A 17979-nucleotide genomic window follows, 5' to 3' on the forward strand; every position below is an offset into this window, starting at 1 on the left:
ATCTCGGTGTCATCGCCCGGCTCAAGCCGGGCGATGACAGTTTTGGTTGGGACGCAGCTCCGCATTCTCGCGACATCGGTTGCCCGAGCTGTGCTCTTCGTTCCGCCCCGCACCCCGAGACTGCCCCCTCGGCGGCAGCCTGCCGGCCCGCTCCCGGCAAGGCCGCTTCGCATACGCATCATGCAATGGTGCGGCTGGGGAACGTGGGGCCGGCGTAGTACATGGCGGTTCCGGAGACAATTTCAGGCATGCTTGAGAAGACCCCGACCACCGCAGCTGCGGCGCCGATCACAGATGGCTTGCCTTGGGAGCGGCGACGCTGGGCGGTGGCCGCGATCTTCACGGCGCTGGCGATGGCCTCGCTCGACACCGCGATCGCCAACATCGCGCTGCCCGCGATCGCCAACGATCTGCATGTCAGCCCTGCGGAAGTGGTCTGGGTGGTCAACGTCTACCAGATCGCCCTGGTCGCGACGCTGCTGCCGCTTGGTGCGCTCGGCGAAATCGTCGGCCACCAGCGGATCTATCTCGGCGGCCTCCTGCTGTTCACATTGGCGTCACTCGGCTGCGCACTGGCATGGTCGCTGCCGAGCCTGCTGGTCGCGCGCACCTTGCAGGGGCTCGGTGCCAGCGGCCTGATGAGCGTCAACACCGCGCTGGTGCGCTTCGTCTATCCGAGCCGGATGCTCGGCCGCGGCTTCGGCCACAACGCGCTCGTCGTCGCGACCGCCTTTACGCTCGGACCGACCATCGCCTCCGGCATCCTCGCGCTCGGCCCGTGGCCCTGGCTGTTCGCCGTCAACATTCCCTTCGGCATCGTCGCGTTGCTGATCGGCATCAAGACGCTGCCGAAGACGCCGCGCGCCACCCACGCCTTCGACTTCGCCGGCGCCGCGCTGGCCTGCGCCTGTCTCGGCCTCTTCATCATCGGCATCGGCAGCGCCGCCCACAAGACCACGCCTGCACTTGTCATCGCCGAACTGGTCGGCGCGCTGTTGTTCGGCTGGATCCTGACCCGGCGGCATGCCGATCATCCTGCGCCGATGTTGCCGATCGACCTGTTCCGCCGGCCGATCTTCGCACTGTCGGCCGCGACCGCCGTCTGCTCGTTTGCCGTGCAAGGCCTCGCCTTCGTCTCGCTGCCGTTCTACTTCGAGGACATACTGCACCGCTCGCAGGTCGAGACCGGCTTCTTCATGACGCCCTGGCCACTGGTGGTCGCCTTCATGGCGCCGATCGGCGGCCGGCTGTCGGATCGCTATCCGGCCGGCATCCTCGGCGGCATCGGCATGCTGCTGCTCGGCCTTGGCATGGTGCTGCTCGCGACCCTGCCGGCCGAACCTGGCATCGCCAACATCGTCTGGCGCACCATGATCTGCGGCATCGGTTTCGGATTCTTCCAGACCCCCAATATGAAGGCGATCATGTCGAGCGCGCCGTCGCATCGCAGCGGCAGCGCCAGCGGCATCGTTGCGACCGCGCGGCTGACCGGGCAGACCACCGGCGCCGCCCTCGCCGCGCTGTGCTTTGCATTGGCCGATCACGAGGGCGCCACCGTCGCGCTGGCGCTGGGTGCCGGATTTGCCGCGCTCGGCAGCGTCATGAGCTTCCTGCGTCTGGCCGTCGCCTCACCGCAAAAGACATGACAGGCATGTTGCGCGCGCAGGGGCGACCATACACCGCGCCATCAACTTTCTTCCGCACTGCAAGCGCATTTTCTTGATTTGAATCGTTCCAGTTTCAAGGCCAACATCGCCCCGAAGTTCGATCGGAGGATCGGACCATTCAGGGGATCGCGATGGCAAACCTCAAAATCAACGGCAAGACAATCAATGTAGACGTCGAGGACGACACGCCACTTTTGTGGGCGATTCGCGAAAACGTCGGACTGACGGGGACGAAATACGGCTGCGGCATTGCACAATGCGGCGCATGCACCGTGCATGTCGATGGCGTCGCGATGCGCTCCTGCGGCGTGACCGTGAGCGAAGTGGCCGGCAAGGACATCACCACCATCGAGGGCCTCGCCGCGGGCGGCGTGATGCACAAGGTGCAGCTCGCCTGGATCGCCAACGACGTGCCGCAATGCGGCTATTGCCAGAGCGGCATGATCATGGCCGTCGCGGCGCTCTTGAAGGAAAACCCGAAGCCGACTGACGACGACATCAACGACGCCATCACCAATATCTGTCGCTGCGGCACCTTCCAGCAGGTGCGCGAGGCGATCCATGCTGCCGCGAACGCGTGAGGAGGCAGCCATGAATCTGCAAGTCAACCAGCAAGCCATGCCAAAGCTCTCTTCTCGGCTGAACCGCCGCGCCTTCGTGATCGGCACGGCAACCGCCGGCGCCGGCCTCGCGCTCGGCCTCGATCTGCCGTTCGGCGGTCCCTCCGTGGTGCGCGCCGCCGACGGCGCACCTGAAGTCAACGCCTGGGTCGTAATCCGGCCCGACGACACCGTGGTGATCCGCATCGCCCGCTCCGAGATGGGCCAGGGCACGCTGACCGGCCTCGCCCAGCTCGTCGCCGAGGAACTGGAATGCGACTGGTCGAAGGTCACCACCGAATTCCCGACCCCCGGCCAGAGCGTCGCCCGCAAGCGCGCCTGGGGCGATTTCTCGACCGGCGGCAGCCGCGGCATTCGCACCTCGCAGGACTATGTCCGCAAGGGCGGCGCCACCGCGCGCGTGATGCTGATCCAGGCCGCGGCCAATGAGTGGAAGGTGCCGGCCACCGAGTGCAAGGCCGCCAACAGCGTCATCACGCATACGCCATCGGGCAGGACGACGACCTACGGCAAGGTCGCGGAAGCCGCGGCCAGGCTCGAGCCGCCGGCCGACGTCAAGCTGAAGGACCCGAAGGACTGGACCATCGCCGGCAAGGGCCTGAAGCGGCTCGATACATCAGACAAGACCACCGGCAAGATGACCTACGGCATCGACGTCAAGCTGCCGGGCATGTTGAACGCCGCGATCAAGGACTGCCCGGTGTTCGGCGGCAAGGTGAAGAGCTTTGACGAAGCCAAGATCGCCGGCATGAAGGGCGTCAAGAAGGTGGTGCCGGTCGGCGACAGCGCCGTTGCCGTCGTCGCCGACACCTGGTGGCACGCCAAGACCGCACTGGATGCGTTGCCGATCGTCTGGGACGAAGGCGACAATGCAAAGGTCTCCAGCGAGACGATTGCAAAGTGGCTCGCCGAAGGTCTCGACAATGCGCAGCCGGCCTATGTCGGCAACCAGAACGGCGATGCCAAAGCGGCGATCGCAAGCGCGGCCAAGAAGGTGGAAGCTGTCTACAGCTATCCCTACCAGAACCACGCCACGATGGAGCCGATGAACGCCACCGTGCTCTACACACCGGACAAATGTGAGGTGTGGTGCGGCACGCAGAACGGCGAAGCCGCGTTCGCGGCGGCGCTCGAGGCCTCCGGCCTGCCGGCGGAGAAGGTCGACGTGCACAAGCTGATGCTCGGCGGCGGCTTCGGCCGGCGCGGCATGACCGACTATGTCCGGCAAGCGGTGGCGATCGCCAAGCAGATGCCGGGCACGCCGATCAAGCTGTTGTGGTCGCGCGAAGAGGACATGCAGCACGGCAAGTATCACCCGGTCACGCAGTGCAAGCTGACCGGGGCGTTCGACGCCGACAACAATCTGGTGGCGCTGCACTACCGGCTGTCGGGTCAATCCATCCTGTTCTCGGTGCGTCCGGAGGCATTGCAGAACGGCATGGACCCTGCCGCCTTCCAGGGCGTCGCCCAATCCGGCGAGGCCGCGATCGGCTATTCGGTGCCGAACCTGCTGGTCGAGCATTCCATGCGCAATCCGCACGTCCCGCCGGGCTTCTGGCGCGGCGTCAACGTCAATCACAACGCGATCTACATGGAATGCTTCATGGACGAGCTGGCCCAGGCTGCCGGCCAGGAGCCGCTCGAATTCCGCCGCAAGCTGATGAGCAAGCACCCCAAGCATCTCGCCGTGCTCAACGCCGTGGCCGAGAAGATCGGCTGGAGCACGCCGGCACCGCAGGGTGTCTATCGCGGCATCGCCCAGGTGATGGGCTACGGCAGCTATGTTGCCGGTGCCGCCGAGATCTCGGTGACCGACGGCAGCAAGATCAAGGTGCATCGCATCGTCGCCTCTACCGATCCCGGCTATATCGTCAATCCGGCGCAGGTGGAACGGCAGATCGCGGGCTCCTTCGTCTACGGCCTCAGCGCACTGTTCTATGGCGGCTGCACCGTGAAGGACGGCCGCATCGAGCAGACCAATTTCGACACCTACAACTCGATGCGCATCAACGAAATGCCGAAGGTGGAATCAGTGATGGTGCCGAGCGGCGGGTTCTGGGGCGGCGTCGGCGAGCCGACCATCGGCGTTGCGGCGCCGGCGGTGCTCAACGCCTATTTCGCCGCGACGGGAAAACGCATACGTACTTTCCCGCTGCGCAACCAGAACATCTCTTTCGCCTGATCAACCGCAAGCGGCGGCCGGACCGGCCGCCGCTTCCATTTCCGGATTGTGGTGCATGGCCGTCACGCGTCATCCGACGCGCAGGGATGTGGTCCGTGGCGGCGCTGCTGTCGCAGCGGCGGCCGCGCTCGCGCGTCCATCGCTGGCGCAGGGCACACCGCACATCGCGGTGATCGGCGGCGGTTTTGGCGGCGCGGCCTGCGCGCGGGCGCTGAGGCGGCTCGACGCCAAGTTTCAGGTCACGCTGATCGAACCCAACAAGACCTTCACCGCCTGCCCGTTCAGCAACGAGGTGATCGCAGGCCTGCGTGAACTTTCCGCGCAGCAATTCACCTACGACAAGGTTGCGGCCGACGGCATCACGGTCGCCGCACAGGCGGCTACCAAGGTCGACGCGCAGGCGCGTGCCATCGCGCTTTCCGACGGCACAGCGCTCTCCTATGACCGGCTTGTCCTCGCCCCCGGCATCGACATGCGCTTCGATGCCCTGCCCGGCTATGACGAGGCAGCCGCCGAGAAGATGCCGCACGCCTGGAAGGCCGGCGCGCAGACCCTACTGCTGCGCAGGCAGCTCGAGGCGATGGACGATGGCGGCCTGGTCGTGATCGCGGTCCCGGCCGCGCCGCTGCGCTGCCCGCCGGCGCCTTACGAGCGCGCCAGCCTGATCGCGCATTACCTGAAAGCGAAGAAGCCGCGCTCGAAGATCCTGGTGCTCGACGCCAAGGACAATTACTCGCAGCAGAAGCTGTTCGAGAAGGCCTGGGCGGAGCTCTATCCCGGCATGATCGAGCGGATCGCGCTGTCGCAGGGCGGACGGGTGACCTCGGTCGATCCGGCGACCAATGAGATCGTCACCGACTTCGGCAACTACACCGCTGCAGTCGCCAATGTGATCCCGCCGCAGCGAGCCGGCCGCATTGCGGAGATCGCCGGCGCCGCCGACCATACCGGCTGGTGCCCGATCGATCCGGTCAGCTTTGCCTCCAAGCTCGTGCCCGATATCCACGTCATCGGTGACGCCGCGATCGCCGGCGGGATCCCGAAATCCGCTTCCGCCGCGGCGGCGCAAGGCCGGGCCTGTGCGGCCGCGATCGTCAACGCGCTGGCAGGCAAGGCGCCGGAGACGCCGCGGCTCGATGGCGCCTGCTACAACACGGTTGCCCCGGGCTACGCTTTCTCGCTGAAGGGCATCTATCAGCCCAGGGAAGATCAATATGCCGAGGCCGAGGTGACCACGAGCCCTGTCGACGCGACGCGCGAGGTGCGCCAGCGCGAGGCCGATCAGGCCGTCGACTGGTTTAAGACCATCACGGGAGACGCCTTTGGCTAGGCTCGCTCTCGTAACGTTCCTCGTCGCGGCATCGTTCGCAGCCTGCGCGCCCGCCGGCGCCGAGGAACTGCGGCCCTATACCGTGGTCGGCGATGCGATCCCGCAACCGCTGACGGGAACCAAGGGCGACGCACCGCGCGGCCGCGCGCTGATCGTCGAGCGTTCCTCCACTTGTATCCTCTGCCACAGCGGCCCATTTCCCGAGCAGGCGTTCCAGGGCGACCTCGCGCCGAACCTCACTGGCACCGGCGGCCGCTGGTCGGAAGGGCAGTTGCGGCTCCGGCTGGTCGATGCGGCGCACCTCAATGCTGCGACGACCATGCCGTCCTACTATCGCGTCGACGGGCTCACGCGTGTCGGCGCCTCATGGCGCGGCAAGCCGATCCTGTCTGCGGAGCAGATCGAGGATATCGTGGCCTATCTTGTGACATTGCGGAACTAGGACAACGATGGCGAATTCGAACCAGACTACCCGCCGGACATTCCTGAGCCTCACCGCGGTGCTGGTGATCGTCCGCCCGGCGGATGCAACACCGGCGATGCTGCAGGCCGCAATCCGCAATGTCGTCGGCGAAGCCAATGTGCGCACCGGCAAGGTCAAGCTCGATATCCCGCCGCTGGTCGAGAACGGCAACACGGTGCCGATGACGGTCAGCGTCGAAAGCCCGATGACGGCGGACGCGTATGTGAAGAGCATCCACGTCTTCAACGAAAAGAACCCGCAGCCGAACATCGGCAATTTCTATCTCGGGCCACGCGCCGGACGTGCCCAGATATCGACCCGCATCCGTCTTGCCGACAGCCAGAAGGTCACGGCCATCGCGCGGCTCTCGGACGACACGTTCTGGTCGGCGACCGCCGACGTCGTGGTGACGCTCGCCGCCTGCACCGAGGAGGCGATCTGATGCCGTCGGCACTGATCAACGTGCCGGCCAAGGCCAAGCGCGGCAGCGTCATCGAGATCAAGACCCTGATGTCGCACATCATGGAGACCGGCTACCGCCACACCGCGTCGGGCGACGTGGTGCCGCGCGACATCATCACGAGCTTCACCTGCCGCTTCAATGGCACGGAGGTGTTTCGCGCCGATCTTTATCCGGCAATCGCGGCAAATCCGTTCATCACCTTCTTCACCACGGTGACCGAGAGCGGCAAGTTCGAGTTCGAGTGGATCGGCGACAAGGGGTTTTCGGAGACCGCGCAGGCTTCGATCACGGTCGAATGAAGATTGCGGTCTGCATCGCGTTGCTGACGGCGATGGCGGGCACAGCGCTCGCCGCTGAGATTCCGCAAGCCGAGCGCCGCTCGGGCACCAGCTTCATGAGCGCGGACACCAGGGCGATGCAGGACGAGGACACCGCCAATCCCGGCATGCTCTTTGTGCTCGACGGCGAGGCGTTGTGGAAGCGCAAGGCCGGCACCGCGGACAAGGCCTGCGCCAACTGCCACAGTGATGCGCGCGTCAGTATGAAGGGCGTCGCGGCGCACTATCCGGCCTTCGAGAAGGCGTTGGGAAAGCCGGTCGACCTCGAGGCGCGGATCAACCTCTGCCGCACCAACCACCAGCAGGCCTCGCCATTCGCCTATGAAAGCCGCGAGCTGCTGGCGCTCACCGCCTATGTCGCGCAGCAGTCGCGCGGCATGCCGATCGCGACCGGCGACGATCCGGAGCTGGCGCCATTCGTCGAGAAGGGACACGCGCTGTTCATGCAGCGGCGGGGCCAGCTCAATCTCGGCTGCACCAATTGCCACGACGATAACTGGGACAAGAAGCTCGCGGGAAGCGCGATCACGCAAGGCCAGCCGACCGGCTATCCGCTCTACCGGCTGGAATGGCAATCGCTCGGATCGCTGCAGCGGCGGCTGCGCGCCTGCATCACCGGCATCCGTGCGCAGGCCTATGACTATGGCTCGCCCGAGCTGGTCGAGCTCGAGCTCTATCTGATGACGCGGGCGCGCGGCATGCCGATCGAGACGCCGGCGGTCAGGCCCTAGAACATCAGCTTATCGCAAGCGACGCGAAGCAACCCATTGCTCCGGCTGTACCGGAAGATGGATTGCTTCATCGCTTCAGCGCAAAATTGCTTTGCAATCTTGCCCCAAACTCCTCGAAATGACGGGGCTGGAGATCAGTGCGAAGATCAGCGCTCGGCGAACGCCTTCTCGACCACGAACTGCGCCGGCTCGCCGTGATTGCCTTCGACGAAGCCGCGGCCGCCCAGCAGCGTGCGGGTGTCGGCGACCAGCGCCGGCGAACCGCAGATCATGACGCGGTCATGCGCGGCATCGAGCGCCGGCAGGCCGATGTCGGCAAACAGCTTGCCCGAGGTGATGAGATCGGTGATGCGGCCGCGGTTGCGGAACGGATCGCGCGTCACGGTCGGGTAATAGATCAGCTGATCGCGCACCAGATCGCCGATCAGTTCGTCCTGCGGCAGTTTCTCGGTGATCATCTCGCCATAGGCGAGCTCCTTGACGCGGCGGCAGCCGTGCAGCAGCACGACCTTCTCGAAGCGGTCATAGGTCTCGGGATCCTTGATCACGCTCAGGAACGGCGCGAGGCCGGTGCCGGTGCCGATCAGATAGAGGTTGCGGCCATCCTCGAGGTTGTCGATGACCAGCGTGCCGGTGGCCTTGCGGCTGACGATGATCTCGTCGCCTTGCTTCAGGTGCTGGAGGCGCGAGGTCAGCGGGCCGTCCGGAACCTTGATCGAGAAGAACTCGAGCGTGTCCTCGTAGTTCGCGCTGGCGACGCTGTAGGCCCGCAGCAGCGGCTTCTCGCCGACCTTGAGCCCGATCATGGTGAACTCGCCGTTGCGGAAGCGGAACGACGGATTGCGCGTGGTCTTGAAGGAGAACAGCGTGTCGGTCCAGTGATGAACGCTGAGGACGCTTTCCTGGTTGAAATTGCTCATCGCACCAATCCCTGATTTGTGCTGCGGCGGGTTGAGGACTTGAACCCCGTTGACCGGCCGGATCGTTTGTATACGATCATTCGTATACAAACGAATAATCCGGCTTGATCCGAAAGTCAAGCCGGGCTCAAATTCCCGGGCAATTTCGGAAAGAAACGAAGGAAAACACCCATGGCTCACGACGCGCCCCAGGCCACCGGCCCCAGCAAGCTGGTGATCCGCAATATCGGGCTACTGCTGTCGGGAGCGCTGGAAAGGCCGATCCTGGACGCCGATACCATCGTCGCGGAGAACGGCAAGATCACCGCGATCGGCCGCTTCAAGGATGTCGACACCGAGGGCGCCACCACGATCGTCGATGCCATGGGAACGACGGTCGCGCCCGGCCTGATCGACAGCCACGTCCACCCCGTCGCCGGCGACTGGACACCGCGGCAGAACCAGTCCAGCTGGATCGACAGCTATCTGCATGGCGGCGTCACCACCATGATCTCCGCCGGCGAGGTGCATATGCCCGGCCGGCCGCGCGACGTGGTCGGGGTGAAGGCGATGGCGATCTTCGCGCAGCGCGCATTCTGGACGCTGCGGCCCGGCGGCGTGAAGGTGCACGCCGGCGCGCCCGTGATCGAATGCGAGATGGTCGAGGACGATTTCAAGGAAATGGCCGCGGCCGGCGTCAAGCTGCTCGGCGAGGTCGGGCTAGGTGGCGTGAAGGACGGGCCGACGGCGCGGAAAATGGTCGGCTGGGCGCGCAAATACGGCATTCAAAGCACGATCCACACCGGCGGCCCCTCGATCCCGGGCTCCGGCCTGATCGACAAGGACGTGGTGCTGGAGGCCGACACCGACGTGGTCGGCCACATCAATGGCGGCCACACGGCCCTGCCCGACGACCAGATCCGCTGCATCTGCGAGGGCTGCAAGCGCGGGCTCGAGCTCGTGCACAACGGCAATGAGCGTTCGGCGCTGTTCACGCTGCGCACCGCACGCGAGATGGGCGATCTGCATCGCGTCATCCTCGGCACCGACGCGCCGGCCGGCTCCGGCGTGCAGCCGCTCGGCATCCTGCGGATGGTCTCGCTGTTGTCCTCGCTCGGCGAGCTGCCCGCCGAGCTGGCGTTCTGCCTAGCGACCGGCAACACCGCGCGGATGCGCGAGCTCGACTGCGGCCTGATCGAGGTCGGCCGCTCCGCCGATTTCGTGCTGATGGACAAGGCGCAGCATTCGCCGGGCAAGAATATCCTGGAGAGCGTTCAGCTCGGCGATCTCCCGGGCATCGGCATGACCATCATCGACGGCATCGTCCGCACCCAGCGCAGCCGCAACACGCCGCCCGCGGGCAAGGTGCCGGAGATCGTGGCGAAGTAGGTTACGATCGACGACCCGTCATCCCCGCGCAACGGCTCTGCCGTTGTCGCTGGAGGCGCTCGCGAAGCGAGCCTCGAAGGATGCACGGCCACCAGCCGGGCCGTCGCCCCTTCGAGACGGCCGCTTCGCGACCTCCTCAGGGTGACGGTGAAAGATGATCCGTAGGGAACAGTAAAGCGCCGCGCGCCTTTGCCGCGCCGCCTCCGTAACCGAACCTTGTTTCCACCCATCATCATTGAGGTGTATCGTGCCGCCACGCGAACCTAGCCGGCGGCGCTCGCAAGAGCCACGCGACGATCCGGAATAGTTCCTGCCGCATGCCGCCGTGCCGTGTTGGTCCACACAGGCAAACAGGAGGCAGCACGATGACGATGAGGCCAGATCCCACGTTTCACGCATCGCCGAAGCTTGCGATGGAAGCTCCGGCCGAGAACTTCGCCTACACCGTGCTGCTCAGCCCGGACTTTTCCAGGCCCGACGCCCTCGCCGTCATCGACGTCAAGCCGGGCTCGCCGACCTACAGCAAGATCGTCCACACCGTGACGATGCCCAACAAGGGCGACGAGTTCCACCATTTCGGCTGGAACGCGTGTTCGTCGGCGTTGTCGCCGCTTGCCGGACATGCCTTCATCGAGCGCCGCTATCTGATCGTTCCGGGCATGCGGTCGTCGCGGATCTACGTCATCGACACCAAGCCGGATCCGACGCAGGCCAAGATCCACAAGATCATCGAGCCCGAGGAGGTGTTCAGGAAGACCGGCTATTCGCGGCCGCATACCATCCACTGCGGCCCGGACGGCATCTACGTCTCGACGCTCGGCGGCGGCGGCAAGGACGGCACCGATGGACCGCCCGGCGTCTTCATCATGGACTGCGAGACCTTCGAGGTTCTCGGACGCTGGGAGATCGATCGCGGTCCCCAGACCAAGCACTATGACTTCTGGTGGAACCTGCCGCGCGACTACATGGTGAGCAGCGAATGGGCACTGCCACCACAATTCGAGAACGGCATCGTGCCGGAGGACCTGCTCTCGAACAAATACGGCCATCGCATCCACTTCTGGGATCTGCGGGCGCGGCGCAATGTCCAGACCATCGACCTCGGCGCCAACCATCAGATGGCGCTTGAGGTGCGTCCCGCGCACGATCCGGTTCGCGAATACGGCTTCGTCGGCGTCGTGGTCGATACCACGAACCTCGAGGGTTCGATCTGGACCTGGTGGCGTGAGGGCGGCAAATTTCATATCGAGAAGACGGCGACGATCCCGCCTGAGCCCGCGCCGAAGGAGCAGCTGCCGCCGCTGCTGCAAGGTTTCGGCGCCGTGCCGCCGCTGGTAACCGACATCGACCTGTCGATGGACGACAAATTCCTTTACGTCTCCTGCTGGGCCACCGGCGAGATGCGCCAATACGATGTCAGCGATCCGCGCAAGCCAACACTCGCCGGATCGGTGCACATCGGCGGTATCGCCCGCCACACGCCGCATCCCAACGGACAGGCATTTGCCGGCGGTCCGCAGATGGTCGAGATCAGCCGCGACGGCAAGCGGGTCTACTGGACCAATTCGCTGTACTCGACCTGGGACGACCAGTTCTATCCGGAGGGCATTCCCGGCGCCGAGGTGATGGCGAATGCAAGCCCGGGCGGCGGCCTCGAACTGGCAAAGGACTACTGGGTCAGCCTCCCCGACGGGTACCGCGCGCATCAGATCCGGCTCGACGGCGGTGACTGCTCGACGGATTCATTCTGTTATCCATCGGCCTGAATGTGAGTGCAGCCGACTGGACACTGACCTCGCTGTGGCTGGCGGTCATTGCGAGCGGCCTCTACCACGGGATCAACCCCGGCATGGGCTGGCCGCTCGCGGTTTCGGCCGGGTTGATGCAAAGGAGTTCGCGTGCGGTGCTGGCCGCGCTTGGCCCGCTTGCAATCGGTCACCTGCTGGCGATGCTGCTCGTGATCCTTCCCTTCGCCCTGCTGATCACGCTCGTCGAATGGCAGCGCACGATCCGGATCGGCGCCAGCCTGCTCGTGATCGTGTTCGGCATCTATCGGCTCATCGACCGGCGCCATCCGCGGGCCCTGGCGCGGATACCGCCGACGCAACTCGCTTTGTGGTCGTTCACGGTCGCGATCGCCCACGGCGCGGCGCTGATGCTGGTGCCGATCTATCTGGGGCTATGCCGCGCGGCCGGGCCGGACCAAGGCCACGCGGCCGCCACCACCCTGATCGACACCAGCCTCACGATGGCCGTGCTGGTCTCCATCGTCCATGCCGGCGCGATGATCGCCGCCGGCGGATGCCTGGCGTGGCTGGTCTACCGCTATCTTGGCCTCGAATTCGTGGCCCGGAGCTGGTTCAACCTGGACACGGTCTGGGCCGTCAGCCTGGTGCTGGTCGGCGCCGTCGCGCTGGCGCTCGGTGTTGCGACGTAGTCCGGATGCGAGACGCCGCCCGTGGGCAAGGCGAAGATGGTGGCGAAGCGCGCTCGAAAGATGATCCGTCACCCTGAGGTGCACGCGCAGCGTGCCTCGAAGGGTCGACGGCCCGGCTAGATCTGCGCGGCGAGAGCCGGGCCGTCGACCCTTCGAGACGCCGCGCTCGCGCGGCTCCTCAGGGTGACGGTGATAGATAGTGTCAGCGCAGCCTGCCGAGCAGCGCCATCAGGGTCTCGCGCTCCTTGGCGTCAAGCGGCGCCAGCGTCTCCCTGGAGATCACGAGCGCATTCGGCGCGGCCTTGTCGGCCATCTGCTGGCCGGCACGCGTCAGGCTCACCATCAGCCGGCGGCCGTCGTCGGGATCTGGCGAGGTCTCGGTCAGGCCGCGCGCGGTCAGGCGATCGATCACGCCCTTGATAGTCGCAACGTCCATCGAGGTGAGCCGCCCGAGCTGGTTCTGCGAGCAAGGGCCAACCTCCGACAGCTTCGACAGCGCGGCCCACTGCGTCGGCGTCAGGTTGATGCCGATCTCGCGGGCGAAGATCACCGCGTGGCGCTGCGACACCTGGCGCAGGATGAAGCCGATCTGCTCGTCGAGCACGTATCCGGGCTTGGCCGCCTTGACGCTTCGCTTCTGTGCAGCACTCCTCGCCATCGTTTCACCCCACCCGTTACAGCGACAGATGCGCGTCGCGGACATCCGGACGCGCATCGAGTTCCGCCATGGTGCCGCCAAAGCAGATCCGGCCGCGCTCGATGATATAGGCGCGATCCGAGATCAGCCGGGCGAAATGCAGGTTCTGCTCGGAGACGACGATGCTGACGCCCTCTTTCTTCATCGCCAGGATCGCATCGACCATCTGCTCGACGATCTTCGGCGACAGCCCTTCCGACGGCTCGTCGAGCAGCACCAGCGACGGATTGCCCATCAGCGTGCGCGCGATCGTCAGCATCTGCTGCTCGCCGCCGCTCATGCGCCCGCCGGGCCGGCCGCGCATCTCGCCGAGATTGGGAAACAGCTTGAACAGTTTTTCGCGATCCCATTGCGGTGCGCCCGGCCGCTTCGGCTGGCGGCCGACCTCGAGATTCTCCTCGACCGTCAGGTCGGTGAAGATCCGCCGCTCCTCCGGCACATAGCCGAGCCCACCGCGCACGATCGCGTGCGTCGGCAGCTCCGAGACGTCCCTGCCCTCGAACATGACGCGGCCGGAGCGGTTCTCGACCAGGCCGACGATGGAGCGGAACGTGGTCGACTTGCCGGCGCCGTTGCGGCCGAGCAATGCCACCACTTCACCCTCGCCGACCTCGAGCGCGATGTCGAACAGGATATGCGCCGGGCCGTAGAAACTGTTGAGGTCCTTCACCGTGAGCTTCATGCAGATGCTCCCTCGCGGTGCCGGGCGTCGTACAGAAGGCCTTCGCCGAGATAGATCGCCCGCACCTGGGCATTGCCACGCACTTCCTCGGGCGAGCCTTCGGCGATCAGGCTGCCACGGTTGAGCACCAGGATGCGGTCGGCATGCTCGAACACCACGTCCATGTCGTGTTCGGTGAACAGCACGCCGATCGACTGCTCGCGCGCGATCCGCGCCGTCAGCCGCATCAGCTCGACGCGCTCGCGCGGCGCCATGCCGGCGGTCGGCTCGTCCATCAAGAGCAGCTTCGGCTGGTTGGCGAGCGCGATCGCAAGCTCCAGTCGCTTGACGTCGCCATAGGCGAGCTCCCCGCAAGGCCGCTCCGCATAGGCACCCATGCCGACCAGATCGAGCAGCCGCCCGGCCTCGTCGCGCGCCTGGCGCGCGGTCGAGGCCCACAGGTTGAACAATTGCCCGCCATGCGAGACCAGTGCGACCTGCACGTTCTCGCGCACCGTCATGGTCGGAAACGTCGCCGCGATCTGGAAGGTGCGGCCGACGCCCATCCGCCAGATCACGCGCGGCTTCTTGCCGGTGGTCTCCGCGCCGAGCACGCGGATGCGGCCGCTATCGGGAATGTTCTGGCCGTTGAGCATGTCGAAGCAGGTGCTCTTGCCCGCGCCGTTCGGTCCGATCAACGCCAGGATCTCACCGGCGCGCAGTTCGAACGAGACGCCGCGCACGGCATGCACGCCGCCATAGGATTTGGTCAGCCCCTCGACCGACAGCAATGTGGGAACCATGCTCATTCGGCGGTCTCGATGCGGGAGGTGAGCAAAGGCGACGCCGACGACGACGATTTACGCCGGCGATGCATCAGGGCTTCCAGCGTGCCGACAATGCCCTTCGGGAAGCCGACCACGATCAGCACGACGAAGCCGCCGAGCACGAGTTTCGAGAGATCGGTCTGGCTGACCAGCCAGATGTTGAGCGCCTTGTAGACGATCGCGCCGACCACCGCGCCCGACACCGTCTCGACGCCGCCGAGCAACACCATGACCAGCGCATCGACCGACAGCGAGATGCCCATGTTGTCCGGGAAGACACTGCCCTTGAGGTAGGCGAACAGCGCGCCGGCAAGGCCGGCAACCGTGCCCGCGATCACGAAGGCGGTCCACTGGATGCGCTTGCCGTCGATGCCGACGGCTTCGCTGCGCAGTGGCGAGTCGCGCGTGGCGCGCAGCGCAAAGCCGAACGGCGAGAACACGATGATGCGCAGGATCACGACCGCGAACGCGGCGATGCCGAGCGACAGCCAGTAGAAATGCGACGGGCTCGCCGCCCATTTTTCCGGCCAGACGCCGAGAATGCCGTTGTCGCCGCCGGTCACCGACACCCATTGGAATGCGATGGACCAGACGATCTGGGCAAAGGCCAGCGTCAGCATCGCGAAATAGACGCCCGAGAGCTGCACCGCGAAAAAGCCGAACACGGCGGCGCCGAGCAATCCGAGCAACGGGCCGAGCAGCAGGCAGGCGATCATCGGCAAGCCCGCCATCTTGGCGAGCAGCGCCACGCCATAGGCGCCGAGGCCGAAATAGGCGGCGTGGCCGAACGAGGCGAGCCCGCCGACCGACATCAGGAAGTGCAGGCTGACCGCGAAGATTACGAAGATCGCGATCTCCGAACCGACGGTGAGCACGTAATTGCCGGCGACGAACGGCAGCGCGGCGGCGACCACGAGCACGGCGATCGCGGCAAGCCGCTCATTCGTTGTCAGCGGCCGCCACGGATTGACCGTGAGGCCCGGCGTGCGTCGCGCTGGGGCCTCCGGCTTGCCGAACAGCCCCCACGGACGGACGATCAGCACCACCGCCATCACCAGGAACACCAGGATGATGGAGATCTTCGGGAAGATCAGGATGCCGAAGGCGTTGAGCTCGGACACCAGCACTGCCGCGACGAAGGCGCCGATGATGCTGCCGAGGCCGCCGATCACGACCACGACGAAGACCTCGACGATGACCCGCAAATCCATCGCGTGGTTGACCGCATCGCGCGGAATCTGCAGCGCGCCGCCGAGCGCGGCGAGGAAGACGCCGAGCGCGAACACGCTGGTGAATAGCCATTTCTGATTGACACCGAGCGCTGCGACCATGTCGCGGTCCTGCGTCGCCGCGCGCACCAGGACGCCCCAGCGGGTGCGCTGGAACAACAGCCAGAGCACACCGAGCACGACCGGCCCGAGCACGATCAGGAACAGATCGTAGCTCGGAATGTTCTGGCCGAAGAAATCAATCGCGCCCTTGAAGCCCGGTGCGCGGCGGCCGACCAGATCGTCCGGCCCCCAGATCAGCACCACGAGATCCTCGACCATCAGCGTGAGGCCGAAGGTGGCGAGCAACTGGAACAACTCCGGCGAATGATAGATCCGGCGCAGCAGCACCATCTCGACCAGCACACCGATCGCGGCAACCGCCAGCGCCGCAACGACGATGCCGCCCCAGAAGCCGAATGCGCCCGAGAAGCGCTCGGTCAGCGTGAAGGCGACGTAGGCGCCGAGCATGTAGAACGCGCCATGCGCGAAATTCACGATCCGCGTCACGCCGAAGATGATCGACAGACCCGAAGCGACCAGGAACAGCGACGCCGCGCTGGCAAGACCTGTCAGGAACTGGACGACATAGAAGGCCATGGGCGGTCCGCGTTGGAGTAAGCGCGTCGATCGAGGTCGCCGCGTCGGTCTTGTTCACCTCGCCCCGCTCTTGCGGGGAGAGGTCGAAATTCAAGCGCAGCTTGAATTTCGGGTGAGGGGGACTCTTCACGAATACGATTCGCGGAGAAAGCCCCTCTCCCCGCAAGAGCGGGGCGAGGGAGAAGAGAAATCAATCCTTCGGTCGCAGCTTCTCGATCTCGGCATCGCTGGGCAGATAGTCCGAGCCCTTGCGATAGGCCGTGTCCACCATGATGCCCTTGCCGTCCTTCAGCGCGGTCTTGCCGGTGAAGGCCCCGAGCGTCGACTGGTGATCGATCTTGCGGAAGGTGATTTCGCCGAACGGCGACGGCATCGAGATGTCTTCGGCGGCCGTAATCAGCTTCTCCGGATCGGTCGAGCCGGCTTTCGCGAGGATCGCCGCCGCCGCCTTGATGGTCTGGTAGCCGACGATCGAGCCAAGCCGCGGATAGTCGTTGTACTTGGCCTGGTAGGCCTTCAGGAATGCGTCGTGCTCGGGCGTCTTGATCGAATACCAGGGATAGCCGGTGACGATCCAGCCCTCGGGCGTCTCGTCCTTCAGCGGATCGAGATATTCGGGCTCGCCGGTCAGGAAGCTCACCACCGTACGGCCCTTGAACAGGCCGCGGGTGTTGCCCTCGCGCACGAGCTTGACGAGGTCCGCACCGAACGTGACGTTGAGGATCGCTTCCGGATTCGCCGCGGCAACCGCCTGTATCACCGGGCCGGCGTCGATCTTGCCCTGCGGCGGCCACTGCTCGTCGACCCACTGGATATCGGGCCGCTTCTCCGACATCAGCTTCTTGAACACCGCGACCGCCGACTGGCCGTATTCATAGTTCGGCGCGATCGTCGCCCAGCGTTTTGCGGGAAGCTTCGCCGCCTCCTCCACCAGCATCGCCGCCTGCATGTAGTTCGACGGCCGCAGGCGGAACGTATAGCGGTTGCCCTTCGACCAGGTGATGGCGTCGGTCAAAGGCTCTGCGGCGAGAAAGAATACCTTCTTCTGGTTGGCAAAGTCGCTGACGGCGAGGCCGATATTGGAGAGGAAGGTGCCCGTCAGCATCGCGACGTTCTCGCTCGACACCAGCTCGTTGGCCGCGGTCTGCGCATCGGCGGGCTTGCCGCCGTCATCCTTGGAAATGACGACGAGCTTCTTGCCGTTGATGCCGCCGGCCGCATTGATCTCTTCCACCGCAAGCTGCCAGCCCTTGCGATAGGGCTCGGTGAACGCCGGCAACAGGGAATAAGAGTTGATCTCGCCGACCTTGATTTCGCTCTGCGCCAACGCGTGTGTCGTCATGGCGCTCGTTGCCATGGTCGCGACCGCGATCGCCAATCCCGCCCCTACGAAATAACCACGCATCC

The 17979-nt window shown here is 65.5% G+C and carries 17 protein-coding genes; 11 read left to right on the forward strand and 6 right to left on the reverse strand.

Features of this window, described 5'->3' with window-relative positions; all coding sequences use genetic code 11:
* Nucleotides 1-248 precede the first annotated feature (248 nt).
* The 8 genes from ACE10Z_RS31965 to soxA all read left to right on the forward strand — a co-directional run bounded on the left by ACE10Z_RS31965 (nucleotide 249) and on the right by soxA (nucleotide 7794).
* On the forward strand, nucleotides 249-1646 hold the full coding sequence (locus ACE10Z_RS31965; RefSeq protein ID WP_375784331.1) for an MFS transporter: 1398 nt from the start codon (nucleotides 249-251) through the stop codon (nucleotides 1644-1646).
* A 152-nt stretch (nucleotides 1647-1798) separates the two neighbouring features.
* Complete coding sequence (locus tag ACE10Z_RS31970; protein WP_375784332.1) at nucleotides 1799-2248, forward strand: (2Fe-2S)-binding protein; 450 nt, start codon at nucleotides 1799-1801, stop codon at nucleotides 2246-2248.
* 10 nt (nucleotides 2249-2258) lie between these two features.
* The gene (locus ACE10Z_RS31975; protein WP_375784333.1) at nucleotides 2259-4469 is read left to right on the forward strand and encodes a molybdopterin cofactor-binding domain-containing protein; all 2211 of its coding nucleotides are present in this window, start codon (nucleotides 2259-2261) and stop codon (nucleotides 4467-4469) included.
* A 55-nt stretch (nucleotides 4470-4524) separates the two neighbouring features.
* A complete protein-coding gene (locus tag ACE10Z_RS31980; protein WP_375784334.1) occupies nucleotides 4525-5799 on the forward strand; it encodes an FAD-dependent oxidoreductase in 1275 nt (424 codons plus the stop codon).
* A complete protein-coding gene (soxX, locus tag ACE10Z_RS31985; RefSeq protein WP_375784335.1) occupies nucleotides 5792-6241 on the forward strand; it encodes a sulfur oxidation c-type cytochrome SoxX in 450 nt (149 codons plus the stop codon). Before ACE10Z_RS31980 ends, soxX begins: the two co-directional genes overlap by 8 nt.
* 7 nt (nucleotides 6242-6248) lie before the next feature.
* Nucleotides 6249-6704: a SoxY-related AACIE arm protein gene (locus ACE10Z_RS31990; protein ID WP_375784336.1), complete on the forward strand. Its 456-nt coding sequence runs from the start codon at nucleotides 6249-6251 to the stop codon at nucleotides 6702-6704.
* Nucleotides 6704-7024 carry a thiosulfate oxidation carrier complex protein SoxZ gene (gene soxZ / locus ACE10Z_RS31995; protein WP_375784337.1) on the forward strand — a complete coding sequence of 107 codons (321 nt, stop codon included), beginning with the start codon at nucleotides 6704-6706 and terminating at the stop codon, nucleotides 7022-7024. The genes ACE10Z_RS31990 and soxZ overlap by 1 nt, the downstream gene beginning before the upstream one ends.
* Nucleotides 7021-7794 (forward strand): sulfur oxidation c-type cytochrome SoxA, encoded by a 774-nt coding sequence (soxA, locus tag ACE10Z_RS32000; protein ID WP_375784338.1) that lies wholly within the window; start codon nucleotides 7021-7023, stop codon nucleotides 7792-7794. The genes soxZ and soxA overlap by 4 nt, the downstream gene beginning before the upstream one ends.
* A 146-nt stretch (nucleotides 7795-7940) precedes the next feature.
* On the opposite strand, the gene ACE10Z_RS32005 is transcribed toward soxA, so the two are convergent.
* Nucleotides 7941-8714, reverse strand: coding sequence for a ferredoxin--NADP reductase (locus ACE10Z_RS32005; protein WP_375784339.1), 774 nt, complete (start codon nucleotides 8712-8714; stop codon nucleotides 7941-7943).
* Between the two features lie 171 nt (nucleotides 8715-8885).
* On the opposite strand from ACE10Z_RS32005, the gene ACE10Z_RS32010 reads away from it, so the two are divergent.
* The 3 genes from ACE10Z_RS32010 (at nucleotide 8886) to ACE10Z_RS32020 (ending at nucleotide 12519) form a co-directional block, all read left to right on the forward strand.
* Entirely contained in the window at nucleotides 8886-10082 is a 1197-nt protein-coding gene (locus ACE10Z_RS32010; protein ID WP_375784340.1) for an amidohydrolase family protein, read from the forward strand.
* Between the two features lie 365 nt (nucleotides 10083-10447).
* Nucleotides 10448-11848, forward strand: coding sequence for a selenium-binding protein SBP56-related protein (locus ACE10Z_RS32015; RefSeq protein WP_375784341.1), 1401 nt, complete (start codon nucleotides 10448-10450; stop codon nucleotides 11846-11848).
* An 83-nt stretch (nucleotides 11849-11931) separates the two neighbouring features.
* Nucleotides 11932-12519, forward strand: a complete 588-nt coding sequence (locus ACE10Z_RS32020) for a hypothetical protein (RefSeq protein ID WP_375784342.1) — start codon at nucleotides 11932-11934, stop codon at nucleotides 12517-12519.
* Between the two features lie 202 nt (nucleotides 12520-12721).
* Here ACE10Z_RS32020 and ACE10Z_RS32025 read toward each other — a convergent pair whose 3' ends face one another.
* The 5 genes from ACE10Z_RS32025 to ACE10Z_RS32045 all read right to left on the reverse strand — a co-directional run bounded on the left by ACE10Z_RS32025 (nucleotide 12722) and on the right by ACE10Z_RS32045 (nucleotide 17977).
* Nucleotides 12722-13177 carry a MarR family winged helix-turn-helix transcriptional regulator gene (locus ACE10Z_RS32025; RefSeq protein ID WP_092124899.1) on the reverse strand — a complete coding sequence of 152 codons (456 nt, stop codon included), beginning with the start codon at nucleotides 13175-13177 and terminating at the stop codon, nucleotides 12722-12724.
* Between the two features lie 16 nt (nucleotides 13178-13193).
* Nucleotides 13194-13898 carry an ABC transporter ATP-binding protein gene (locus ACE10Z_RS32030; protein ID WP_212311334.1) on the reverse strand — a complete coding sequence of 235 codons (705 nt, stop codon included), beginning with the start codon at nucleotides 13896-13898 and terminating at the stop codon, nucleotides 13194-13196.
* Nucleotides 13895-14686, reverse strand: coding sequence for an ABC transporter ATP-binding protein (locus ACE10Z_RS32035; protein WP_092124897.1), 792 nt, complete (start codon nucleotides 14684-14686; stop codon nucleotides 13895-13897). Before ACE10Z_RS32035 ends, ACE10Z_RS32030 begins: the two co-directional genes overlap by 4 nt.
* Nucleotides 14683-16572: an ABC transporter permease gene (locus ACE10Z_RS32040; protein WP_375784343.1), complete on the reverse strand. Its 1890-nt coding sequence runs from the start codon at nucleotides 16570-16572 to the stop codon at nucleotides 14683-14685. The genes ACE10Z_RS32035 and ACE10Z_RS32040 overlap by 4 nt, the downstream gene beginning before the upstream one ends.
* Before the next feature lie 190 nt (nucleotides 16573-16762).
* Complete coding sequence (locus ACE10Z_RS32045) at nucleotides 16763-17977, reverse strand: ABC transporter substrate-binding protein (RefSeq protein ID WP_375784344.1); 1215 nt, start codon at nucleotides 17975-17977, stop codon at nucleotides 16763-16765.
* Nucleotides 17978-17979: the final 2 nt, after the last annotated feature.

Source organism: Bradyrhizobium sp. Pha-3 (assembly GCF_042258615.1).
Taxonomy (GTDB): domain Bacteria; phylum Pseudomonadota; class Alphaproteobacteria; order Rhizobiales; family Xanthobacteraceae; genus Bradyrhizobium.